Here is a 25,097-nt window from a genome sequence, read left to right on the forward strand (position 1 = left end):
CACAAAAATCAGGATGAAGATAAGCTTCATCCTGATTTATTTTTTTACAGTAGATATAAAAAGGCTAGCGTCAAAAGACTTGCTAGGAGTCCCACTCCCCAAAAGAAGAAGTCAACCTTCCACTCGCTCCAAGGACTTCCTTTACCAGACAATCCTCCAAGCTCAAAATGGTGATGCACAGGCGTCATACGGAAAATACGTTTACCACCTGTCATTTTGAAATAACCAACTTGCATCATAACCGAAGTTGTTTCAAAAACATAAACAATTCCGATAATCAAGAGAGTCCATTCTTGATGGAGGGCCATAGAGATAGCCGCTAACATTCCACCTAGGGCCAAACTTCCCACATCCCCCATAAAGACCTTGGCAGGCTTGTGGTTAAAGACGAAGAAACCAAGCAAACCACCAATCACGGCAAGAATTACTAGAAGAATATCCATCTGACCTTGAACATAGGCAATAACTCCGTAAGCTGACAAACTAATCACAACTGAAATACTAGCCAGACCATCAATACCATCTGTCAAGTTGACTGCGTTTGAAAAACCAACTAGCCAGAAAAGAGCGAAGACAATATAGAAAATTCCTAAATGCACTTGGTAACCAAAGACCGAAAGCATATCACCACCGCGCTCATAGAAAAGGTAGAAAATAACACCACCTAGAAGCTGAAGAGCCAATTTCTGCTTGGGATTAAGCCCCTCATTGATTTTACGAAAGACCTTGAGGAAGTCATCTAAAAATCCGATTAAACCATAAAGAACCAAGATAAATAAAATCATACCGACATTATTGCTGAGTTGATTACTAAATAGGGCGAAAAAGAAAGCAACTAAAACAGAAGCAATTAAGAAAACCAAACCTCCCATTGTAGGAGTCCCAGCTTTTGCCTGGTGCTGTTTGACATCCTCATGCATCTGCTGGCCTGTAATTTGCGCCTTTCTATAAAATTGGATAAAGGACGGAATTCCTACTAAAGTTAGTAAAAATGTCACAATTCCAGCACTGATAGAAATAAACATATTAGTCTCCTAAAGTTAATTTAATTTTTTTAATGTTTTTGATAGCTGTATTAGTCCGAACATCTTGCTTCTGAACGATGGAACCTGAACCTTCAAATTCCAGCTCAATATCCAACCATTTAGCAAAGGTCTCAGCAGTGTCTTTTTTCCAGCCATACATGTCTGGAATTTCTTCTACCTTATCCGATAAAAGGAGAACTTGTTGGTTTGGTGCAAGATTGGTTCCTTCTTCTACAGAAGTCTCTTTAATCTTTGTTCCAGTACCTACAACGATTGGTTGCACAATATTTCGGCGTAAGGCTTCCGCCAAATCACCAGGTGAAATGTCCTTGATGCTAGGCATTGCATAAGAAGATTCTGTCGTCACTTGATCTAAATTCTTGGCTGGAGATTGAAGATTCAGAGATTCTTTCATAGCTGAAGCTCTCTCAAGGATTGGATTAGTAAACTCCCCAAGTGGAATTCCTGAATAATGTTCAGGTTGTTGAACCGTTACATACAAGATAAAATCAGGATTTTCAGCAGGGTTCATAGCCACAACCGAGAAAATGTAGTTGGTAGAACCAACCAAGTAGCCTCCATTTTTCTCGTCAGCGATTTGAGCCGTACCAGACTTGAGGGCTACATTTTGACCTGGAACATTGACAGTTGCTTTTCCTGTACTATGATTATACATAGTTCCATATCTAGGATCCGTTCCTACCAAGACCATGTGAGTACGAGTTTGGCTAGCTGCATCTTTCGAAACGGGATTTCCTACGATTTCTTTTTGAGATTTACGAACGGTTTGATCATTTGGATCATAAAGGGCACTGATAAATTTTGGTTCCAACATAACCCCATCGTTGGCAATGGCTGTAAAAGCACGTAGCATCTGGGTCTGCGTTACAGAAATCCCCTGACCAAATGCACTCATGGCAATATTAACAATATTATCTGCAGGCAATTGACCTGCATATTCGTCTGTCAAACCAAAACGGGTCGGAACTCCAAATTTAAAGCGGTTTAGATAGTCCAACCAAGTAGCATCACCCATTTTCTGCTCAAGCAGCGTCATCCCAATATTACTTGAGTGAGCAAACCCTTGAGAAAATGTCATCATACCACCACCGGTCAAACCTTCATTAACGTCCCAATCTCGAATCGTCGCATCCGCTATTTTTAATTCACTGCTATTGAAGTATTCTCCACCTGGGAAAGTATTATTATCAATAGATGCTGCTAGCGTCATGACCTTCATGGTTGATCCTGGTTCGTAGTTACTTTGATAAAGAATATCACGCCAAACAAAGTCCTCAGTGATTCCTTCTTTAGTATCTGCATTAAAGGTAGGTCGTTGGGTGGTAGCGAGGATTTCACCGGTCTTTGCACTGACCAAGGTCGCGGTCATATACTTACCTTTTACTTTTTGTAGAAAGGCATCCATCTGAGTTTCCATGAAAGATTGGAGCGGGCTAGACAATGTTGTATAAACATCCTTGCCATCCACAGTTTGTTGCGATACCTGTTCTGTACCGGGTACGATATTTCCTACTCGATCTTTTTCATAGGTAATAATACCGTCTGTCCCAGCAAGAATGGTATTTAAAGAACTCTCCAAACCAGAAGTTCCTAACAAACTCTTACTGCCATCCTCATTTTCATGGAGTTGGGCTAAGCCAATAAAACTAGAAGCAAATTGTCCATTTGGATAGCTTCTGTTAGGGCTAGTTGTAAAGTCAATCCCTTCCACACTAGCATCTTTTAACTCTTTTTTAATAGCCATCATATTGGCATAGGTAATCCCATTTCCTTTTGCACCAAAGGAAACCTGGGTCAGATTTGGTTGAGCCAGTTGCTCTTTTACATAAGCTTCATCCATATCCAAATACTTATGGAAGATTTCAGCTACCTTATTAAACTGCGAATCTTCTACATAAAGAATTTTACCCGTTGCTGACTTGTATTTTTTATCAATAACGGCATAGACGTTATAAGAAGTCGCATCCTCAGCAATAGGTACTCCATTTCGGTCATAGATAGTCCCACGTTTGGCAGGAACTGTTCGGGTTATCTGGTGAACCTTTTTAGCTTCTTTTACCAAGTCAGTACCAAATATATTACCTTTTGCGATAATATAAGCAAAATTGGCTAAAAAGAGGCCGAAAAGGGCAACAGCTACAAAGCTGAGGTACTTGCCAACTATCCTACGGTTTTTTGCTGGAGATTTACGATTTTTTATCGCAAACCGGGTTATTTTTTCTGTCCATTTCATATCTTACTCCGCTGTTCGGATATTTTCATTATTCAATTTCAAATCTTTTTTATCTGCAATTTCTTTCAAGCGCTCTGAACGAATCAATTCATTCACTTCCTGCTTAGCATCGTCCAGCTCTGTCTTCTTCTCTTCTATCTGTGCATTGATTTTTGTCAAATCACTTTGCACTTGCAAGAGTCGTGTCTGCATAAAGATAATGCTCACTGCTAAAACGAGAGCCGTAAAAGCGATGGAAAGATAAAAAGCCTTCTCCACACGTGAGAATTTTTTTATACGATTCTGCAAGAATTGACTGGTTGTTTCTTTCTTATCTACCATTTTTTCCTCTTACTTGTGAATTTTTCTGGCTACGCGCAACTTAGCTGAGTGCGAGCGGTTATTGGCTTCTAACTCCTCTGCACTTGGCAAGATTGGCTTACGAGATACCAATTCCATCTTGGGCTTGAGATCATCCGGGATGAAAGGCAAACCTTTGGGAACTTCCACTGTTGAAGCTTCCTTAAACAACTGCTTGGTCAAGCGGTCTTCCAAGGAATGAAAGGTAATGACTGAAATTCTACCATCCAGAGCCAGCATGTCCATGGCCTGCTGGATAGACTCATCTGCCGCTCCCAGTTCATCATTGACTTCAATTCGAATAGCCTGGAAAATTTGCTTGGCAGGATGCCCCTTCTTCTTGAGTTCCTTGGCAGGCTTGGCAGACTTGATAATTTCTGCCAGCTCAGTCGTTGTCTCGATTGGCTTGACTTCACGCGCTTGTTCAATCTTACGTGCAATCTGTTTAGAGAATTTATCCTCTCCATATTTGAAGAAAATTCGAACCAAGTCATGATAGTCATAGTGATTCACCACTTCATAGGCTGTCAAACTAGCATCCTGATTCATGCGCATGTCCAGTGGCGCATCCTTTTTATAAGAAAAACCACGCTCACGCTGGTCCAATTGAGGACTAGACACTCCCAAGTCATAACAAATTCCATCAATTTCCTGAACACCAGCTTCGCGCAAACGTGCCTGTAAATGACGGAAGTTATCCTTGATAAAGGTTACCATCCCTTTTTCGATATAGGGTGCCAAACGTTTTTGCGCATTGTTAATGGCATTCTGGTCCTGGTCAAAGGCATAGAGATGGCCTTTTTCATTTAATTTACTTAATAAATATTCGCTATGGCCTGCTCCACCCAAGGTCGCATCAACGTAAACACCGTCAGGTTTCACATCAAGCATATCAATCGTTTCGTGGAGTAAGACCGTTACATGATGAAATTCTTTTGTCATATCCTATCTATTTTACCACAAATCCGACTAGCTTGCACTAGTCAGACAAATAGGTCAAAAAAAGTAAGATTTCTTTAAGAATATGTCAAATATGCTTGACATCTATTTCATAGAAGAATATAATATAGTCAAATATATACGACATGAATCAGAAAGGAGTCCAGATGAATCGTGTGAAAGAATTTCGCAAGGAATTGGGTATTTCCCAGCTCGAACTCGCCAAGGATATCGGTGTCTCGAGACAGACCATCAATATGATTGAAAACAACAAGTACAATCCAACCCTGGAACTCTGTCTCAATCTCGCCCGTAGCCTCCAAACTGACCTCAACAGTCTCTTTTGGGAGGATGATTTTTAAAAAGGAGCAAACTCATGAAAAAAGAAACCTTTACTGAAAAACTGATCAAACGCATTTATGGCATTTCAGGACCACTTGATGAACACAAACGACGCGAAGCTGACCGCATCGGAAATAAAATCTTTGTGATTCTCTTTTACCTCATGACTTTAGGTAATCTTATTCCCTTTTTCCTTGCTTATAAATATCCGCAAATTGTCGCTATCGGCTATCCCCTTGTGATATTGGGTATTTCGATGATTTCTGCTCTCTATGTGCTCTCCCAAACCAGGAAAACAGGCATCACAGCCATTGATCTAGATATGCTGAATGAGAAAGAAAGTAAGCAACTATACTACCCAGGTCTTAAAGCAGGTTTGTTCTTTGGTCTATGGATGTTTTTTATAACTCCTCTTCTAAGTATACTCATAGGTGAAGGTCAGGACTATTTTCATTCTCTTCTCACTATAAGAAATGGTGTATCAAGCATTCTCGGTTCTATCTTCTTCGGAGCAAGCATACAGTTCCTCATCTCCCGTCGCATTGAAAAAGCTAAGAAAGATCAAGATGAGGATTAGGAGGTGCCCTATGAAATCATTACTAACTTTACTTACCTATCATCTTTTGTTCAGTTCTCTGCTCATCTTCATCATCGTTTCAGGGAACTTGCCAATCTACGATATAGTCTTCCTTCCAGTCTTTGTTCCAGCACTCAACAAAGGATTGACTTATCTAAAGATTGACTCCCAAAAAACGCGCATACTCAACTTAGCACTATTCTTTATGATTCTATCCTTACCACAACTGACGCTCATTTCAATCAATTGGAAATATTATATACTGCTAACTATCGCTATCCTTTCTTCTATTACTTATCTTTATTATCTCTATCAATTCGTAAAAGAAACAAAATAACATCGTTCATTTAGGAGAAATCACCCATGAAAAAAGAAGACTTAACAACTCGCCTACTTCGAAATTTCTTTCATATCCAAGGGCCTTTTGATGAATGCCGTCAAGAGGTTATCTACAAGGCTTGCGCCCGTTCCATGATCCAAATCTTTTACTCTTCCTTCATTCTCTTCCTATTCTATATTTTGTTCGGAAGCTTTATAGAAATTGTTCGAAATGTTATGCCCTACATCTATTTTGGACTCATTTTGTTCATGAGTATAAAAGCTCAAAAAGCCGTCCAAGAGCTTCATCTTGAAAAGGATGACAAATCAGAAATCATTCTCAAAACCTACAGCAAAGCCCAAATTAAATTTCGAAGTTGGATTGTGTTTATCGGTATTCAGATTGGCCTCTTTACCTTACTCATCTTTCATAAAGTCTTCGTTCAGCAGATGTCCTTTTCAGATTTTGTGAAATTGCTCATGCAATTCGATAAAAGTGTTCCTTTGCTGATGTATGGCCTGATTATCGGTAGCATTTTTGGAACCCTGACCTACGGATTTCTATCACTACAGGAGGAGAAAACTCCTAAAAATACCAAACAGAAGGAGAAAAGCAAGCAATGACTTCACTATACGATTTTTCAGTCTTGAACCAAGACCATCAAGAAACTCCACTAGAGACCTATCGTGGTAAGATTCTCTTGGTTGTCAACACTGCTACTGGATGTGGTTTAACGCCCCAGTACCAAGGTCTCCAAGAACTCTATGACCGCTATCAAGAACAAGGTTTTGAGATTTTAGACTTCCCTTGCAATCAGTTTATGGGACAAGCACCAGGTAGTGCAGAGGAAATCAACGCCTTCTGTAGCCTACATTATCAGACCAGCTTCCCACGTTTTGCCAAGATCAAGGTCAACGGTAAGGAAGCAGATCCTCTCTATGTTTGGTTAAAAGAACAAAAATCTGGTCCACTAGGAAAACGAATCGAATGGAATTTCGCTAAGTTTCTCATCGGTCGAGATGGGCAGGTCTTTGAACGCTTCTCTTCAAAAACAGACCCAAAACAAATTGAAGAGGCGATACGTAATCTACTCTAAATTTCGTTAAAATCCCTCCTTCTATGTTCCACAAAATAGCAGGAGGGATTTTCTTTAAAAAGTAAAGGAATTTCTTTAAATTAGATGGATTTTCTTGCATTTCTCTATTGCATTTCTTGGAACAATTTAGTATATTTGTTATGTTAAGGTTTTTAGGTTATTTTAAAGATTAAGATAACAATTTTAATTTTTTTATTCTAAAATGAAAGCGCTTAAACAGAGGGGGGTAATTAGTCTCAAACTATTGCACAAAATCTAACTATCGCTAAAGAAAATCGTTTCCAAGTCATACTTGGGCTCAGACAGTAGCTGACTGTCTTTATTCAAACTAGGAGTACATTATGAATCGATACCTTTTTGAAAAAGGGCAAACTTTTAGCATCAGAAAATTAACCGTTGGTGTTGCTTCGGTTATGGTTGGTCTCGCTTTTTTTGCATCTGGTACAGCACTAGCCGACGAAGCAAAAATTGAAACTACAAGCTCTCAACCAAATGTAGAAAAATTGGCCGAAGCTGAAAAAACCAAACCAGAAGTCAAAAATGAAAGTCCTGTAATTTCTACACCTCAAGAGTCAGAGCAAGCAGAGAAATCAGAAAAAACTGTTAAACCAGTAGAAGAGAAGACTGTAGCAGATACTAAAACTACTGACTTGCTTCCTGAAGAAATCCACGATCAAGCTTATCCTGATGCACCCGTGAAAAACATAGATACTTCAGCAATCGTAGACAAGAAGGATAGTCCTAAAGTTGAGACAGAAAGCATTCTAAAAAACAAGGAAGAACTTCCAAAAGAAGCTGAAAATGGTAATCGTGCAATTATCAACGGTGGTCTAGATTTGAAGCACGTCCCTTATGAAGGACAACCTGCTACTGCTGCTAGTATGATTTACACTATTTACAATGGTGGTTCCCAACGCTATATCGTGTCTGGTTCTGGTATTTTTGTGGCACCAAATGTCATCTTGACTGTTGCCCACAACTTTTTAGAATCAAACCGTGATACAAAAGAAGGACATATTCGAGGCGGAGATTCTGCTAAGTTTTACTATAACCTCGGTTCTAATTCTGCTGTTCGCAATTCTCAGCCTGTAACGGGTAATACTACTCTTTTCAAAGAAGAAGATATTCATTTTTGGAACAAGAAAGAATTTGGAAAAGGATATCAAAATGATTTGGCTGCTGTTGTAGCACCTGTTCCTCTTCAAATCGCTAGTCCAAATAAAGCTGCCACCTTTGTTCCTTTGGCAGAAAACAAAACCTATCAACCTGGGGACCCTGTTAGCACGATTGGGTATCCAACTGATTCAAGCTCACCTGAGCTCAAAAAACCAATTGTAGCTGGTCAACTTTACAAGGCTGATGGTGTCGTGAAATCTGTTGATAATTATGATGATAAAGGCTCAAAAGGCATCACCTATCATATGACTTCTGTTTCAGGCCTTTCAGGTGCTGGTATTATCAACGGTGATGGTAAAGTAGTCGGTGTTCACCAACACGGCACAATTGAAAACGGCATCCCTGACAAAGACCGCTTCGGTGGCGGAATCGTCCTCTCACCCGAGCAAGTCAAATGGGTAAAAGATATTATCGCTAAATATGGTGTCAAAGGTTGGTACCAAGGTGACAATGGGAAACGATATTACTTTACTCCTGAAGGAGAAATGTTCAGAAATAAAACTGCTGTTATTGGCGAAAATCAATATTCTTTCGATGAAAATGGTGTTGCGACACTCATTAAAGGAATCGATTACGGACGTGTAGTTGTTCAACACGTAGATGAAACTGGTAATCCAATCAAAACTGATGATACTTTTGTTGAAAAAACTGAAGTTGGAACAGCTTTTGATTATAACTTCAAAAAAGAAATCGCTAAGACTGACTTCTATACAAAAAATCAAGAGAAATACCAGATTGTCTCTATTGATGGCGTCGAAATCAACAAACAACTCAAAGATGAGTGGACCTACAACGTCGTCAGCAAAACAGCTCCAGGAACACGGGTCATCAAGGTGGTTTATAAAGTGAATAAAGGTTCATTTGCCATTCATTATCGTTTGAAAGGCTCAGAGCAAGAATTAGCAGATGTTGTTACTGATAATAATGACGGAAAAGAATACGATGTTTCTTTTGTAAACACTTTTGAAGCAAAAGAAATCGCAGGCTACCGCGCGATCACTCCACGCTTAGAAGCCAGCATCCAGCACAAGGGTGTGAATGATATTGTCTTTGAATACGAAAAAATCTCTGATAGCTCTAGTCCGACTTCAACTGTTTTACCTGCTGCTCATCCAGAAGATAAAGAAACAGAAATCGGAAATCACGGCCCGCTTCCAAGCAAGGCTCAACTTGATTATCACAAGGAAGAATTAGCTGCCTTTATCCACTATGGTATGAATACTTATACTAATTCTGAGTGGGGACATGGAAATGAAGACCCTAAAAACTTCAATCCAACTAACTTAGATACAGATCAATGGATCCGTACTCTTAAAGAAACTGGTTTCAAACGCACCATTATGGTAGTGAAACACCACGATGGCTTCGTTATTTATCCATCTAAATATACAAATCATACCGTAGCTGCAAGTCCATGGAAAGATGGTAAGGGAGACCTTTTAGAAGAAGTTTCAAAATCAGCTACTAAATACGATATGAATATGGGGGTTTATCTATCTCCATGGGATGTTAATAGTCCTAAATACAAGGTTGATACAGAAAAAGAATACAACGAATATTATCTCAACCAACTAAAAGAAATTCTTGGAAATCCAAAATACGGAAACAAAGGTAAATTCATTGAAGTTTGGATGGATGGTGCGCGTGGTAGCGGTGCCCAGAAAGTAACCTACACCTTTAACGAATGGTTCAAATATATTAAGGAAGCAGAAGGAGATATCGCTATCTTCTCTGCACAACCAACAAGTATTCGTTGGATCGGAAATGAACGTGGTATCGCAGGTGACCCTGTATGGCATAAGGTCAAGAAAGCCAACATCACCGAAAATGTTAAGAACGAATACCTTAACCACGGTGACCCTGACGGAGATATGTACTCTGTAGGGGAAGCTGACGTTTCAATCCGTTCTGGTTGGTTCTACCACGATAACCAGCAACCAAAATCCCTCAAAGAATTGATGGATATCTACTTCAAGTCTGTTGGTCGTGGAACGCCACTTCTTCTCAACATTCCACCAAACAAAGAAGGAAAATTCGCAGATGTGGATGTGGCTCGCTTGAAGGAATTCAAAGCAACCCTAGATCAAATGTATGCTACTGACTTTGCTAAAGGTGCGACTGTAACAGCAAGTTCGACTCGTCAGAACCATCTCTACAAGGAGAGTCACCTGACAGACGGTAAAGATGATACTAGCTGGGCTCTTTCAAATGATGCCACAACAGGTAGCTTCACAGTCGATTTGGGACAAAAGAGACGCTTTGACGTTGTCGAACTCAAGGAAGACATCGCCAAAGGCCAGCGTATCTCTGGTTTCAAGATTGAAGTCGAAATCAACGGTCGCTGGGTGACTTACGGAGAAGGTTCAACTGTTGGTTACCGTCGCTTGATTCAAGGCAAGCCTGTAGAGGCACAAAAAATCCGTGTAACCATCACCGGAGCTCAAGCAACTCCAATCTTAACCAACTTCTCAGTCTACAAGACACCAACTAGTATCGAAAAGACAGACGGCTACCCTCTTGGACTTGAATACCACTCAAATACAACAGCGGATACAGCCGGTACAACTTGGTACAATGAATCTGAAGGTGTTCGTGGCACTTCTATGTGGACCAATCAAAAAGATGCCAAAGTAAGCTATACTTTCACAGGAACCAAGGCCTATGTCGTCTCTACAGTTGACCCAGGTCATGGAGAAATGTCCGTCTACGTTGATGGCCAAAAAGTTGCGGATGTGCAAACTAAGAACACTAGTCGTAAACGCAGCCAAAAAGTATATGAAACAGACGATTTAGCACCTGGCCAACATACCATTACCCTTGTTAATAAAACAGGTGAACCAATTGCTACAGAAGGAATCTACACTCTAAACAATAACAGCAAGGGTATGTTTGAGCTTGAAGCAACTTCTTACGAAGTCGAAAAAGGAAAACCAGTCACTGTTAAAATTAAACGTGTCGGTGGAAGCAAGGGAACTGCTACTGTTCGCTTCATCACAGAACCTGGAACTGGGGTTCACGGTAAAGTTTACCAAGATACAACTCAAGATGTGACTTTTGAAGATGGAGAAACAGAAAAGACTGTTACCATCCCAACGATTGACTTTACAGAACAAGCCGACTCTATCTTTGACTTCAAAGCCAAGCTCACTTCTGTTTCTGATGGTGCTTTACTAGGTTTTGCTACCGATGCAACCATCCAAGTGATGAAAGCTGAATTGCTGATCAAGGATCAAACAAGTTATGATGACCAAGCTAGTCAGTTGGATTACAGTCCTGGCTGGCACCATGAAACCAATTCAGCAGACAAGTACCAAAAAACGGAGTCTTGGGCTTCCTTTGGTCGCTTAACTGATGAACAAAAGAAAAAGACAACTGTCACAGCCTACTTCTACGGTACTGGACTTGATATCAAGGGCTATGTTGATCCAAATCATGGTATCTACAAAGTCTTCCTAGATGGCAAAGAAGTTCCTTACCAAGATGGCATGGGAAATGCGTCGACTATTGAGGGCAAGAAATACTTTAGCGGTCACGCTACTCAACGCCAAGGCAATCAAACTCTGGTTAGCCTAAAAGGTCTTGATGAAAACTTGCACGCAGTCACCCTTCAACTAGATCCTGATCGAAACGATTTGTCTCGAAACATCGGTATCCAGGTGGATCAATTCATCACTCGTGGTGAAGGAAGTGAACTCTACAGCAAAACACAAATCCTTCAATCTCTCTAAATGGAAAGACGACTTATCTAACTTTGATCCAAGTGGTTTGAAAAATACAGCAACTGCACGCCAAGCATTTAAGTCTAATCTTGATAAACTCACTGCACAATTAAGTTCTGATACTGTAAATGTACAAGATGTGATGTCAACAGTCACTGCTTTGCAAGATATTCTTAGCAAAGACGAAAATTACCAAAAATCTGGAGACGAAACAAGCCCAGAACAACCAGTTGAACCAAAACAACCAGTTGAACCAAAACAACCGGAACAGCCTGAAATCAATTATGATAAGGCTATGGCTAGCTTGACTGAAGCTATCGAGAAAAAAGTGGCTGAGCTTGGTGCCAACAACGATGCTAAGAAAAAATTAGTTGAAATTACTGATAAAGCAATCGCAGCTATCCAAGAAGCGAAGACTCAAGAAGATGTCAATAAAGCCCTCAATAACGCTCTTGAGCAAATCAAGCAATTGCAACCTAGCCAACCAGAACAACCAGTTGAACCAAAACAACCGGAACAGCCTGAAATCAATTATGATAAGGCTATGGCTAGCCTGACTGAAGCTATCGAGAAAAAAGTGGCTGAACTTGGTACTAACAACGATGCTAAGAAGAAATTAGTTGAAATTACTGATAAAGCAATCGTAGCTATCCAAGAAGCGAAGAGTCAAGAAGACGTCAATAAAGCTCTCAATAACGCTCTTGAACAAATCAAGCAATTGCAACCTAGCAAACCAGAACAACCGGTTGAACCGAAACAACCTGAAAAACCAATTACTTCTTCAAGTCCTGAAGAAGGGGTTAAAGACCTTGTCTTCCAGCTCCCAAGTTTGGATATTGTCAAGAAGGCAGTACCATTCCAGACTATCCGTCGCGAAAATCCACAATTAGACAAAGGGAAAGAACAAGTTCTAGCAGAAGGGAAAGATGGTGCTATAATCGAGTATGTCGAAGTAGATGGCAGCAATCGCAAGGTAGTTCAAACTGAATCAATTCCAGCTCTAGACCGAGTGATTGAAGTTGGGACTAAACAAAGTTCTGTTGGAACAGATACTCCACCAGTTGTGACTCTTCCTGAGTACCTTCTACCAAAAGAGCCTGAAAAACCAATTACTTCTTCAAGTCCTGAAGAGGGAGTTAAGGACCTTGTCTTTAAACTTCCAAGTTTGGATATTGTCAAGAAGGCAGTACCATTCAAGACTATCCGTCATGAAAATCCAAACTTAGATAAAGGAAAAGAGAAAGTTCTAGCAAAAGGGAAAGATGGTGCTATAATCGAGTATGTCGAAGTAGATGGCAGCAATCGTAAGGTAGTTCAAACTGAGTCAACTCCAGCTCTAGATAGAGTGATTGAAGTAGGAACTAAACAAAGTTCTGTAGGAACAGAGGCACCACCAGTTGTGCCTCTCTCTGAGTATGTTCTACCTAGAGAAACTGAAAAAGCAGCTCCTGCAGTTGTAACAGAAGATTCACCAAGAAAAGATGAAAAAGCACCTGTTGCTACTACAGCTAAACAAGACAAGGAAAAACAACTCCCAGAAACTGGAGAGCAAGAAGCAAATGCCTTCTTATTCTTGGCTGCTATTACTTCAGTATTGTCTCTACTCATCTTCCAAAAGAATTTCAAAGACTAATTAAAATCTTTACTTAATTCTTTTCAATGATTCTAGTTCCCCCAAGAGAAGACCAGCCGGTCTTCTCTTTTTATATCTACAAATTAAAAAGCATCCATAAATTTCTATGGATGTCTTAGTATCTATAAAACAGAATGATTATTTGGGATAAGTATTTTCGAATTCAACTACGATATCAAGTACACAATCATCCAAAAAGATGGAGCTCTTATCTGATTTAATCAGAAATACCATAATAATCTGCTGCAAGCTCTCCGCAGATAACTACAATAGTGTACACCAGAGAACGAGCTCATCTCCTACCAAATCTACTGGCCACTATTTTTAATCCCAGCATATATATAGGTTCTATTGCTTGGACACTCTTTTTCCGTTACCACCCTAAAATAAAAACGATGCTCCCGCCCATCCTTGGCATTTTCCTTGTTTAAAACAAAGTAGTTTTTCTGATTCATCGCCATGGTTCGTAGGATGTCATCAATCAAGAAAGTCAAGGGTACGTTCATGGCAGAGTATTTTTGAAAATCCTCTTCAAAACGAATATAGTTATCTGAAAAGTAATCCATCTGCAGTTTGTTTTCATACAGCTCTTTTCTAGTCATAAACTCCCTCCTCCCACAGCCGAATTTCGAGGATATCTGCAACCTCTATCAACCTATATCCCTCGCTTGTCCTAATAGATAAAGTCTGAGGCCATAACTCTCTCACCACACCGATTATAGTGATTTTCTGCTTCTTTTCCTTTAGCACAAAATTTCCCCTAAGTTGGCCAACATAAAGCTGAGAAAGCAAGTGCAACTTCTCATCTGGAGTCAAATCCATCGAAAAATCAACCCGGCTTTTTTCTTCACTGAGCGAACTGGTGTGTTCTGAAAGGTAAAATCCCATCCACTTCTGCATCCCTGGATCTTGATAATCTCGCGCAGATTGAAAAGGTAAATAAGAACGATCAATCATTTTAATCCATCTAATCCTCCAGCAGAATGTCCCCCAATCAGCTTGCTTCTAGCAAGACTCCTAGAGGCTTCTTCCAGTGCATTTGCTCTTAAAAGGGAAGTGAAACCAAATTGTTCCCGAATGGAGTCAATGGCCGTCTGGAGCCTTTCTTCTTTTTCTAACTTGTCAACATCATCAAAAAGGGAAATTAAACCAAAGGACTCATCCACAAAGCCTGAATAGTTAACTCCGACACTTCTAACCGCTCCAGAAGTGTATTTGTTATGAAATAACTTCAAAATATAATCTGTTAAGACAGCTGTATTATTGGTCGGTTCGACCTTCATTTGTGTATGAATAGATGGCCTAACCTCCTGTTTAGAGAAACCAAGATAGATAGAGACAAGAGTTGTTTTCTTACCCGCCCTTCTCAGTCTAATAGCTACCTGCTCAGCCATTTCCCGGAGAATAATTTCAATATCTCGTAGCTTCACGTAATCTCTCGGCAAAATTTGAGAATTCCCCAAGCCCTTGGATTTGGCTTTATAAGGCTTATGAACATTGCTCTCATCAATTCCGTTAGCATGAAACCACAAACGCAGGCCAGCCTGACCCAGAGCCTTTTTTAGCTGGTCTGGATTACTGGTGGCCAATTCCTTGATAGAATAAATCCCCAGAGTATGCAAGCGTTTCTCCATCCGCCTACCAATTCCCCAGAAGTCTGTCATATGAGGAATGGCCCAGACCTTCTCTTCCACATCCTGGTAAGACCAGTTGGCCCTCATGGTCGGAGTGTGCTTGGCCTCATTATCCAGAGCCAACTTGGCCAGTAAGGGATTGGCATTGGACATGCCTACTGTAGAGTAAATACCTGTCTGCCTCCAAATATCCCTCTGAATGCGAGCAGAAAGCAGATCCAGCTTGTCTGTACGGGACAGACTCTTGTCTGGGATGAAATAGTTAAGCGAACTAGTCAGGTCAATAAAGCCCTCATCAATCGAGTAGGGATAAATATCATCTGGGCTGCCATAGTTTTGAAAGATTCGCTGGATTTCCATATTGACTGCGATGTATTCATCCATCCTAGGAGGCACAATCAAGGTCACCTGAGCCCAGTCTTCAATATAGCGAACATAGTCTGAGTCGGTAGGTAGACCTTGCTTTCGAGCATTGTAATAGGAAAATTTTCGTGTTTTGATATCAAAAGGCAAATCATAGGCCCGACCAACATTTGACTTTCCAAAAATCTTCTTAAACAGCGGCGAAGAGGCTAAAATAAGACCAGTTGAATTATCCGCGCGACTCATGACACAAAGCGAGGTCTTCAGCGGATGCAAGCCCCTTTTCACGCACTCAACACTGGCATAAAAGGATTTCATATCGACAAAGGCAATGTCACTTTTGGGCTCTCTGGAGTAATCAAAGTAGCCCATTGGCTAGCCCTCCATCGGCACAAAGTTCCCAACTATAATCCCTACAATCCGAGGATCTTCCTCATAGGAGATGAAAATATCCTTGTATTTAGGATTGATAGAGACCAGACGCAATCCATTCTCCTCTCGATAGACCCGTTTGATATAGGTCTGGTTGTTGCAAACCACTGCATAAACCGCCCCGTCATAGTCAAATCCTGTCTCTCGAATCAGCGCCACTGAACCATTTTGGTATTTAGGTTCCATGGAGTCCCCAGACACCCATGATGCAAAATCATGAGCCAACTCCTCATTAAAGTAAACCGTATCAAAATTCTGATCATCGTAGACTGAAGCTCCAATCCCTGCTGACATGCGTTCGTAGACACGGTACTCGTAGAGACGCTCTGGCATAGATGTCACTTTCTGAGCCTGTTCCTCTTGAACCAGGTTGCGAGCATAGAGAACAACCTTCTCCTTCCCTTGCTTGGAGAGGCTATGGTAGAGACGGACAATCTCAATCTGAGTGAAATAGCCTTTTGCGACTTTTAAAATGTTTTCTAGCTGGAACACCTTCTCCTTGGACGGTTCCTTGATTCCACGTTCCCAAGCCGAGTAAGCCTGGAAGCTAATCCCAAGTTGCTCTGCAATTTCCTTCTGTGTTAATTTTAACTCTTTCCTACGAGCCTTGAGTTTTTCTGGCTGATACATACTTCACCTCCTAGTATAGAACATTGTCTTAAATGATTTTCCTTAGAAAAACTAATCTTTAGTTGAGTCACTTTCAGAATTCAACCTATTTGATTTAGTTTTATTATATAAAAAAAGTAGACAAATGTCTACTAGGAAAATCAGAAACATCGTGAGTTTTAATCAAACTAAACGGACTTAGTCCTATACCACACAGAACTAAATCCTTTGAATAAATAATTGATCTAACTTTTAAAATCCCTACAGAAATTCCAGTTTTTCTCTATTTGATACCAGACATTAGTTTTTCAATACGTGGAACGTAGAAGAGTAAGATAATACTGAATACAATCGTAATTCCTCCAACAATTCCATAGTAAGCAACTTCAGTTTCGCTTGTATAAAATTTTACAATTTGAGCATTGATAGCTTGGGCAGCTGCATTACTCAAGAACCAGATAGACATCATTTGTGCTTGGAAGGATTTTGGTGCTAACTTAGTAGTGACTGATAGACCAATCGGCGAAATCAGCATTTCACCCACAATCACAATAGCCCAACTCATAATCAACCAGAGAGGACTGACCTTAACATCTGTCCCAAAGAGCATCCCTGGTAACATCATCCACAAGAAGGATAAACCTGCCGCAAATAAACCGTAAGCAAATTTCTTAGAAGAGGATGGTTGCTTTTTACCCATTTTCCCCCACAACCACGCAAAAATCGGCACATAAATCATAATGAAAAGGGGATTGATACTTTGGAAAAAGCTAGATGGGAAATGAATCTGAGTCCCAAATACATTAAAGTAAAGTCGAGTTTGATCATCCGCAAATAGAGCTAGAACAACAGATCCCTGTTCCTCAATAGACCAGAAGAGTACTCCAGCGATAAATAGAGGAATGTAAGCAAATACTCGGGATCTCTCAGTGGCAGTTATTTTCTGACTAGATAAAATCTTGAAGAAATAGTAGATTGGAATAATTACAGCAATCACTGTAAAGATATTAACAATCATATCCACATTAAACTGGTGAGTAAAGACTAAACCTATAACCACGAGAGTAACTACGACAAGTGCAATCAGCAAGCGTTTAATCAAGGTCTGCTGGTCCTTCTGTGAAAGTGGATCAGTGGGGTAAAGACTTGATTCAGGCAGATATTTCTTCCCATCCAAAACATACTTCACCAAACCAAAGAACATCCCAATGGCAGCTAATGAGAATCCTAGATGGAAATTGACTTCCTGACCTAGATAACCCACTAGATAAGGGGCAACGAAGGCACCTAAGTTAATACCAAAGACAAAGATACTAAAACCTGCATCCCGTCTATCATCCTCTTTCTCATAAATTCCCCCCACCATATCTGAGATATTAGGTTTTAAAAATCCAGTTCCAAAGATAATCAAGGCAATAGAAAGATAGAGAGCCACTTGTCCAAAAGGTGTTGCCAAAGCAATATGCCCTAGCATAATCAGAATCCCACCGTAAAAGACAGTCTTACGGCTTCCTAAAATACGGTCACTGACAAAACCACCGATAACCGAGGACAAAAATACCAGCGAGCCATAAATAGCCATAACCGATGCAGCTGTGGTCTTCTCCATCCCCAATCCACCATCTTGCACACTATAGTACATATAGTAAAGTAGGATAGCTCGCATCCCATAGTAAGAAAAGCGTTCCCACATCTCTGTAAAGAAGAGGGTGGACAAGCCCATAGGATGTCCAAAAAATGTTTTCTGTTTTTCCATATATATTCTCCTTTAACGATATAATAATTCATTTTACAGAATTTTCAAACAAATGTCAAACAAATCCTGTTTGTTTTAGAAAATTTTCTGAAAAAATCACACGTCTCATACTTAATTCCATCATAAAAATCCATTTCAGACTAACTTCCACTTCGGTCAGGCAAGTGGAAGTTACTTTGAGAAATCACCTTTAAAAATTTGCTCTTGTTTAGTTTAAAAATGTTCCAAACCTTGAAACATACTTATCATATCCTCTCCTCTTCAATGAACAAAAAAATCCCTATGCCAAACTTGTAATTACTAAAATACAAGCCAATAAGCATAGAGATGTAAAACTGTTACACATTCAAAAATAAATAATTAGTAATTAAATAATAGAAATTGTGTACGAAATTTCTCAATTAATTTTCGCTAGTAAATATCTTTTCCAACAAACGCCCTCTCAATTCCTTATCCTGATGATGCAAGATATTCATTAACTCATGAGAATTTTTCGCATTGATGAATTGATTTAACAATCTATCTTTTAATTCATATGGAAGAGAAGCCGTCTTTAGTAGTCTAAAAACTTCATCATTTAGGGATAGCCTTTTATTATCTTTACATTCAAATCTAGCTGTATCATTCTTATTTGGCAATTCAATCATAGACACATTCGTTCCTTTAAAATGAATTCTATGCTTTCTATTACTTGGAACGATACTAGAATCTCCTTGTAATGCTAACTCTACCATTCCCATTTCCCAGTCGATTGATAATCTTGTTTTATATCTTTGACCATTTTGATCTTCAATCATTTCAAAAGAATGTTGTTTTCCTGGGAATACATACCAATCTACAATTTCAGGTAAATCAACACCCATATCTATCTCAGAACCAACCAAAGGAATGATTGCACCACTTTTTGCAAACACAGGAATAGTCGAAATGTCTCTATAAACACTTAACTTCACTCCACCTGTGTATTTTTTCTCTGAAAAGAAGTCATACCACTCACCTTCAGGGAACCATACATCTACTTTTGCAGATTGAAATGCCAAATCCATCTTTTCTACAATGGGAGCAACCATCAGTTCTGTTCCAAAAAAGTATTGGTTTGGAACATTATAGCTCTCATCATTCTCTGGGTAGAAATAATACATTGGGCTGATTAATGGGGCACCTTCCTCGTGTGTCTTTACATTCATAGTATATAGATAGGGAATCATCTGATGTCTCAAACGAAGGTATTTCTTCATAATCTTAGATGTTGTTTCTGAAAAAAACCAAGGTTCTTTACTATTGAAGGGACTTCTAGAACTATGTAATCGAGTAATCGGACTAAAAACGCCAAACTGTAGCCATCTGGTTTGTAGCTCTTCGTCATAATCCCCCAGCATGTGCCCACCGATATCATGGCTCCACCAACTATAACCGATATTTGATGCTGTCGCTGTAAAATAAGGTTGAAATCTTAAGGAATTCCAACTAATTATAGTATCCCCTGAAAAACCAACAGGGTATCGGTGACTACCCGGCCCTGCATATCTTGATAAAATCAACCCCCCTTCTGCATTTTTACAACTATCCTGATAGTGATAATGGTTTAAAAGCCACAGTGGATCCAACATGCCTTGAGTCCCCTGTTGCCAGTCAATCCACCAAAAATCTACTCCCTGCTTTTCTAGCTCATAATGAACATCTTTAAAGTAGGCTTCCCTAAAAGAGGGATTAAAAAAATCAAAAATAGCAGGTTCCTCTAATTCTACATTTAACCCCAATCGTTTGGCAACTCGAGGATAAGCTTCTTCATAAGCCCGTATACCATCAGCAGGATGGACATTTAAGGAAAGTTTTAACTTCCTATCATGAAGTTGTTTCAATAACTGTTCTGGATTAGGTATTAAGTTTCTATTCCAACTATATCCTGTCCAGCCACTTCCAAAACGGGCTGGAATATCAGTTATATGCCAATCCATATCTAACACACCGATAGATAATGGAATTTTCTCTGTTTCAAATCTGTCTATTAAATCCAAGTATTCATCCGACGTATAAGGCCAATATCTACTCCACCAATTCCCTAAAGCATATCTTGGCAACAAGGGGGTTGAACCAGTCAAATGGTAAAAGTCTCTGATTGCTCCTCTATAATCATGCCCATAGGCAAAGAAATAGAGGTCAATTTGATTTTCTCTCTCAATATAACCAGACTGTTCATCCCAAATAAATCCTTGAGAATCATCCAATAAAGCTATACCATTTCGGCTAATAATTCCATCTTCTAACGAGATTGCTCCATCTGCCTTATCCAGAGTTCGAGCTGTTCCTTTTAACGTTTCAATAGATTCACCAAAATACCAGCGACTACCATATACGGCAAAATTTCCTTTTAATTCTATAAATAAATTTTCGGCGTTAAATTCTCCTTTATTAAAGTGCAAATGAAAATAGTTCGTCATAATATCTAGTACGTTTGATGTCTCAATAGAATCTAACGAAACTTGGCCAAAATCTCTATTATAGATAAGTTGTGTCGTCCTATCCTCAAAACTTCCAGTTTGAGAGTATTCTAACCTTACTAACTTGTCTGTTAATACAGAGATTCGATAAAACTCTCCCTTAAAAATTTTCAATTTGTTTCCCTCCTTTTATGGTAGCATAAAAACAGAACGCACCATTTTTGATGCGTTTTTCGTTATTCTGAATGCAATGTTCTATCTGTTATATCTATGACAAATAATAGTCAATTGAAAAAATGTAGTGGACAAAATATCTTTTAACAAACCAAGAGTTTATTAAAGAGTTATCCCTTTTCAACTTTTCTAAGATAGGATTGATAAATAATTTCAAACTCTTACTTGCTACCATACGATATTCAAGTTCACATGCTTTTTGCTCATCTCGTTCTTCCTGCTTATTTCTTAGAACTGAAGAACCCGGATAGGTATATAAATTATCTGGATCAATATAGTCATAAGAATCCTAACATTTAAGTTTCATTAAGCCATCCCCAGAGCAAGAGCTTCATCTCGTAATTTTTCAACATCACTAAGCGTAGGTCGCCATCCTTCAATCATATTTGTACTTAAAGCATACCAAACACTCTTAAAAACGTATCGGTTTTCAAAAGCTACTCCCATGATTGTCATCTTTTCTTTATCTATATCTAAGGATATATGCTACCTCCTTTAATTACATTATACCATGTTTCTCTGTAGCTTTTAAAAATTTTATAAACTTCAAATCCAAATATAAAACTCGTTCTTTTTCCTTTTTTAACTAATGATTCTGAGTAAAAACTTAACTTCAGGGGAAAATGAAGTAAGACTAGACAAAATTCAAAAACTGATTTCGTACAACTCAAAATACTGATTTTAGACTGAAGATAATACTAGAATGCCAATTAATGTTTTTACAATAAAGAGCTGACAACTTATATTGCTTTTGATTTCTTAAGAATATAAAAAGAAACAATAAGGTAAACTTTCGAGTGATTTGAAACGTTGATAGTATAGTATTGATTAACGTTTTGAGGCAACTGACTTCGTCAGGTTGCAGCCACATTTGTAAGCGACTAAAGTCGCAACAACTGTATCAATTGCACCAATTTAGCAAGAAAGTACAAAAAAGAACACCCCGAAAGGTGCTCTTTGTAAGTATAGTAATTCTTTCGAATTAACGTTTACTAAATTGTGATGCTTTACGAGCTTTCTTAAGACCTGGTTTCTTACGTTCAACTTTACGTGAATCACGTGTAAGAAGTCCTGCGCGTTTCAATGAATCGCGGAAGTCTGGGTCTACTTGAAGAAGGGCACGAGCGATACCGTGACGGATAGCTCCTGATTGACCAGCGTATCCACCACCTACAACGTTAACGAAAACGTCGTATGAACCTGCAGTTGAAGTAACTGCAAATGGTTGGTTGATGACAAGACGAAGGTCAGCGTGTGGGATGTACTCTTCAACATCTTTTTTGTTAACAGTGATTTTACCAGTTCCTGGAACAAGGCGAACGCGTGCAACAGCGTTTTTACGACGTCCAGTACCTGCATATTGTGCTTGTGACATACTTTATTGTTCCTTTCCTTAGATAAGTCCTGAAATGTCAAGAACTTCTGGTTGTTGTGCAGCGTGAGTGTGCTCAGCTCCAACAAATACTTTCAACTTCATACCTTGAGCGCGTCCAAGAGTATTGTGTGGAAGCATACCTTTAACTGATTTCTCGATCAAACGTACTGCATTTTTAGAACGAAGTTCACCTGCAGAGATTTGTTTCAATCCACCTGGGTGGTTTGAGTGAGTGTAGTAGATTTTATCAGTTGCTTTTTTACCAGTCAATTTAACTTTTTCAGCATTGATAACAATCACAAAGTCACCTGTATCAGTGTGTGGTGTAAATGTTGGTTTGTTTTTTCCGCGAAGTACGCTAGCAACTACTGCAGAAAGACGTCCAAGTGGTACATCAGTTGCGTCAACTACATACCATTTACGTTCAACTTGGCCTGGTTTAGCCATAAATGTTGTTTTGTTCATGATTTCTCCTATATATAGTTCGATTTTTGTTTACGGTGATGGGTGTTCCTTCCCATCGAAAAGTATTTGGAAGGTTCCGGGGCCTTTCAAATGGGGTAAACAATACCGCCTACTATAATACCAAATTTCACCCCTAAAAGTCAATAGATATGAAAAATATTTTTCTGAATTCCACTCTTTTTATCTCTAAAAACCTCGCTTTCGCGAGGCTCTTCTATTTATAAGATAAGGCACGTCTAAAGGTTTTCCAAATCCCTAAATCATCCGTTTGAAGGACTAGGCTGGCATACATGCGTCCGATAAATCCTGTTGCTACCACTGCAAAAATCACTGTAATAGCAAGCGAAATCCATGCTTCTAACCCATTTGCATAACCATTAATAGCTCTAAACGGCATGAAGAAAGTCGAAATAAAGGGAATATATGAACCAATCTTCAAGATGAGATTGTCACCAGCTGCACCTAGAGCTGTCACTCCAAAAAAACCACCTATAATCAAAATCATCAAAGGCGACAAGGCTTTTCCTGCATCCTCAGGACGAGAAACCATAGAACCTAGGAAGGCTGCTAAAACAACGTACATAAAGAGGCTAACCAAGACAAACAATAAGGTGTTGAGCGAGAAAGCCTCTCCTATATGGTTTAAAATACCAGATTGTGCCAAGATTGGTAGGTCTTTAAAGAGAAGAATGGCAGCAATTCCACCCACGACGTAAATGCCAATATGGGTCAAAATCACAAGAAGCAGAGCCAGCATGCGAGCGTAGAAATAATGACTAGCACGGATACTAGAGAAGACCACCTCCATAATTTTGGTTCCTTTCTCGCTAGCCACTTCCTGAGCAGTGACACTAGCATAGGTAATCAAAATCATATAAAGGAAGAAACCAAGCCCTGCGGCCGCAAAGGTTTGAATCATTTTTTTATTTTCCTTGGATTCATCAATTTTCTCCGTAAAGTTAACTGTTTGTCCCAAGCGTTTTTCCTGTTCTTGTGACAAATTGGCTGCCGAACGATTGAGTTGATCTTGAAGCTCATTTAACTTGCTCGTTACTCCTAGCTTAATAGCAATCTCAAGGGAAGTTTCACCGTGATAAACTGCCTTCAAGACACTATCCTCTTGGTCAATGGTCAGATAGCCTTTTAATTTTTCATCCTTGATAGCAGCTTGGGCACTGGCTTCATCCTGATAATCAAAATTGAGACCATTGGTAGATTTAAGACTGTCTGTCACAGCTGGAACAGTGCTGACTACTGCTATCTTGCCACTCTGAGCCATAGAAGATCCTTGGAGATAGCCAATTCCTACAGATAAGGCTAAAAAGAGGAACGGCGAAATCACCATAAAGAAGAAACTCCACGATTTGACATGTCGAAGATAGGTTTCCTTCATTACAACCCACATATTTCTCATACTTCCACCCCTGATTCTAGTTTAAAGATTTCATCGATTGTTGGCGCTTGTTGATCAAAGGTTGCGATATATTGCCCTTGAGTCAAGATTGGGAAGAGTTCTCTTCCAGCACTCTCATCATCTAGGATTAATTTCCAACTACCTTGTTTAGTCAAGCTCACCTGTTTGACATGAGGAAGGTTTTCCAATTCTTCCTTACTTCGTTCACTTGAAACAAAGAGACGCGTTTTCCCGTATTGATTGCGGACATCCTGAACTGGTCCATACAAGACCACACGACCATCTCGAATCATCAGAGTATCATCACAAAGTTCCTCAACATTGGTCATGACATGGTCAGAAAAGATAATGGTTGCCCCACGTTCTTTTTCTTGAAAAATAACTTGTTTGAGCAATTCTGTATTGACTGGGTCCAATCCACTAAAAGGCTCATCCAAGATAATCAAGTCTGGTTCATGAATCAGAGTAATAATGAGCTGAATCTTCTGCTGATTTCCTTTTGACAGACTCTTGATTTTATCAGTCAGCTTCCCTTTCACTTCCAACCTCTTCATCCATTGAGGGAGTTTTTCCTTGATCTCCTTGGCATCCATACCTTTTAGAGTCGCCAAGTAACGAACTTGTTCAAGGACTGTCAATTTAGGCATGAGGCTGCGTTCTTCAGGCAGATAGCCAATCCGAGCGTAGGTCTCTTGTCGAATATCCTGATTATCCAGACTAATTTCTCCTTGATATTCTAAAAACTTCAAAATACTGTGGAAAATCGTTGTCTTCCCAGCACCATTTTTCCCGACTAGTCCCAAAATACGACCTGGTCTTGCTTGAAAGTCAATACCAAACAAAACTTGCTTGGATCCAAAACTTTTCTCTAGACTTCTTACTTCTAGCATCTTTCACCTCCGAAATTTCTTGCACCCATTATACTCCTTTTTGATAGCCTTTACAATGGTTTATG

Annotated in this window: 20 protein-coding genes and 1 pseudogene; 6 read left to right on the forward strand and 15 right to left on the reverse strand. The window is 39.4% G+C overall.

The genetic code is table 11. From position 1 onward, the window contains the following. Positions 1–44: 44 nt before the first annotated feature. The 4 genes from mraY to rsmH are packed head-to-tail and all read right to left on the reverse strand — an operon-like array spanning position 45 to position 4,560. Positions 45–1,025 carry a phospho-N-acetylmuramoyl-pentapeptide-transferase gene (gene mraY, locus B7697_RS01680; protein ID WP_084950010.1) on the reverse strand — a complete coding sequence of 327 codons (981 nt, stop codon included), beginning with the start codon at positions 1,023–1,025 and terminating at the stop codon, positions 45–47. Between the two features lies 1 nt (position 1,026). Then, positions 1,027–3,279 (reverse strand): penicillin-binding protein PBP2X, encoded by a 2,253-nt coding sequence (gene pbp2x, locus B7697_RS01685; protein WP_084950011.1) that lies wholly within the window; start codon positions 3,277–3,279, stop codon positions 1,027–1,029. Positions 3,280–3,282: 3 nt separating this feature from the next. Beyond that, a complete protein-coding gene (ftsL, locus tag B7697_RS01690) occupies positions 3,283–3,600 on the reverse strand; it encodes a cell division protein FtsL (RefSeq protein ID WP_000227824.1) in 318 nt (105 codons plus the stop codon). Between the two features lie 9 nt (positions 3,601–3,609). Continuing rightward, positions 3,610–4,560, reverse strand: a complete 951-nt coding sequence (gene rsmH / locus B7697_RS01695; protein ID WP_084950013.1) for a 16S rRNA (cytosine(1402)-N(4))-methyltransferase RsmH — start codon at positions 4,558–4,560, stop codon at positions 3,610–3,612. 164 nt (positions 4,561–4,724) lie between these two features. On the opposite strand from rsmH, the gene B7697_RS01700 reads away from it, so the two are divergent. The 6 genes and pseudogenes from B7697_RS01700 (at position 4,725) to B7697_RS01725 (ending at position 13,419) form a co-directional block, all read left to right on the forward strand. Then, a complete protein-coding gene (locus B7697_RS01700) occupies positions 4,725–4,919 on the forward strand; it encodes a helix-turn-helix transcriptional regulator (RefSeq protein WP_084950015.1) in 195 nt (64 codons plus the stop codon). Between the two features lie 14 nt (positions 4,920–4,933). After that, positions 4,934–5,476 carry a DUF3278 domain-containing protein gene (locus B7697_RS01705; RefSeq protein WP_084950017.1) on the forward strand — a complete coding sequence of 181 codons (543 nt, stop codon included), beginning with the start codon at positions 4,934–4,936 and terminating at the stop codon, positions 5,474–5,476. A 10-nt stretch (positions 5,477–5,486) separates the two neighbouring features. After that, positions 5,487–5,813, forward strand: coding sequence for a hypothetical protein (locus B7697_RS01710; protein ID WP_084950019.1), 327 nt, complete (start codon positions 5,487–5,489; stop codon positions 5,811–5,813). Between the two features lie 26 nt (positions 5,814–5,839). Beyond that, complete coding sequence (locus tag B7697_RS01715; protein WP_084950021.1) at positions 5,840–6,418, forward strand: DUF3278 domain-containing protein; 579 nt, start codon at positions 5,840–5,842, stop codon at positions 6,416–6,418. Continuing rightward, a complete protein-coding gene (locus tag B7697_RS01720) occupies positions 6,415–6,891 on the forward strand; it encodes a glutathione peroxidase (protein WP_084950022.1) in 477 nt (158 codons plus the stop codon). The genes B7697_RS01715 and B7697_RS01720 overlap by 4 nt, the downstream gene beginning before the upstream one ends. Positions 6,892–7,232: 341 nt before the next feature. Next, a pseudogene (locus B7697_RS01725) lies at positions 7,233–13,419 on the forward strand (alpha-L-fucosidase). Positions 13,420–13,727: 308 nt separating this feature from the next. On the opposite strand, the gene B7697_RS01730 reads toward B7697_RS01725, so the two are convergent. The 11 genes from B7697_RS01730 to B7697_RS01785 all read right to left on the reverse strand — a co-directional run bounded on the left by B7697_RS01730 (position 13,728) and on the right by B7697_RS01785 (position 25,032). Continuing rightward, the gene (locus B7697_RS01730) at positions 13,728–14,021 is read right to left on the reverse strand and encodes a DUF5960 family protein (protein WP_084950024.1); all 294 of its coding nucleotides are present in this window, start codon (positions 14,019–14,021) and stop codon (positions 13,728–13,730) included. Then, positions 14,014–14,376 carry a hypothetical protein gene (locus B7697_RS01735; RefSeq protein WP_084950026.1) on the reverse strand — a complete coding sequence of 121 codons (363 nt, stop codon included), beginning with the start codon at positions 14,374–14,376 and terminating at the stop codon, positions 14,014–14,016. Before B7697_RS01735 ends, B7697_RS01730 begins: the two co-directional genes overlap by 8 nt. Next, the gene (locus tag B7697_RS01740; RefSeq protein ID WP_084950028.1) at positions 14,373–15,788 is read right to left on the reverse strand and encodes a Y-family DNA polymerase; all 1,416 of its coding nucleotides are present in this window, start codon (positions 15,786–15,788) and stop codon (positions 14,373–14,375) included. Before B7697_RS01740 ends, B7697_RS01735 begins: the two co-directional genes overlap by 4 nt. A gap of 3 nt (positions 15,789–15,791) precedes the next feature. After that, positions 15,792–16,478 (reverse strand): XRE family transcriptional regulator, encoded by a 687-nt coding sequence (locus tag B7697_RS01745; RefSeq protein ID WP_084950030.1) that lies wholly within the window; start codon positions 16,476–16,478, stop codon positions 15,792–15,794. A 262-nt stretch (positions 16,479–16,740) separates the two neighbouring features. Beyond that, a complete protein-coding gene (locus B7697_RS01750) occupies positions 16,741–18,213 on the reverse strand; it encodes a peptide MFS transporter (RefSeq protein ID WP_192851457.1) in 1,473 nt (490 codons plus the stop codon). A 401-nt stretch (positions 18,214–18,614) separates the two neighbouring features. Continuing rightward, positions 18,615–20,828: a glycoside hydrolase family 31 protein gene (locus tag B7697_RS01755; protein WP_084950032.1), complete on the reverse strand. Its 2,214-nt coding sequence runs from the start codon at positions 20,826–20,828 to the stop codon at positions 18,615–18,617. Between the two features lie 366 nt (positions 20,829–21,194). Beyond that, on the reverse strand, positions 21,195–21,344 hold the full coding sequence (locus B7697_RS01765) for a hypothetical protein (RefSeq protein WP_192851458.1): 150 nt from the start codon (positions 21,342–21,344) through the stop codon (positions 21,195–21,197). Between the two features lie 526 nt (positions 21,345–21,870). After that, positions 21,871–22,263: a 30S ribosomal protein S9 gene (rpsI, locus tag B7697_RS01770; protein ID WP_000075964.1), complete on the reverse strand. Its 393-nt coding sequence runs from the start codon at positions 22,261–22,263 to the stop codon at positions 21,871–21,873. 18 nt (positions 22,264–22,281) lie between these two features. Continuing rightward, positions 22,282–22,728: a 50S ribosomal protein L13 gene (gene rplM / locus B7697_RS01775; RefSeq protein ID WP_001044624.1), complete on the reverse strand. Its 447-nt coding sequence runs from the start codon at positions 22,726–22,728 to the stop codon at positions 22,282–22,284. 214 nt (positions 22,729–22,942) lie between these two features. After that, complete coding sequence (locus B7697_RS01780) at positions 22,943–24,142, reverse strand: ABC transporter permease (RefSeq protein ID WP_084950036.1); 1,200 nt, start codon at positions 24,140–24,142, stop codon at positions 22,943–22,945. After that, entirely contained in the window at positions 24,139–25,032 is an 894-nt protein-coding gene (locus tag B7697_RS01785) for an ABC transporter ATP-binding protein (protein WP_084950038.1), read from the reverse strand. The genes B7697_RS01780 and B7697_RS01785 overlap by 4 nt, the downstream gene beginning before the upstream one ends. Positions 25,033–25,097 lie beyond the last annotated feature (65 nt).

It is taken from the genome of Streptococcus mitis (assembly GCF_002096895.1).
Lineage (GTDB): Bacteria > Bacillota > Bacilli > Lactobacillales > Streptococcaceae > Streptococcus > Streptococcus mitis_AH.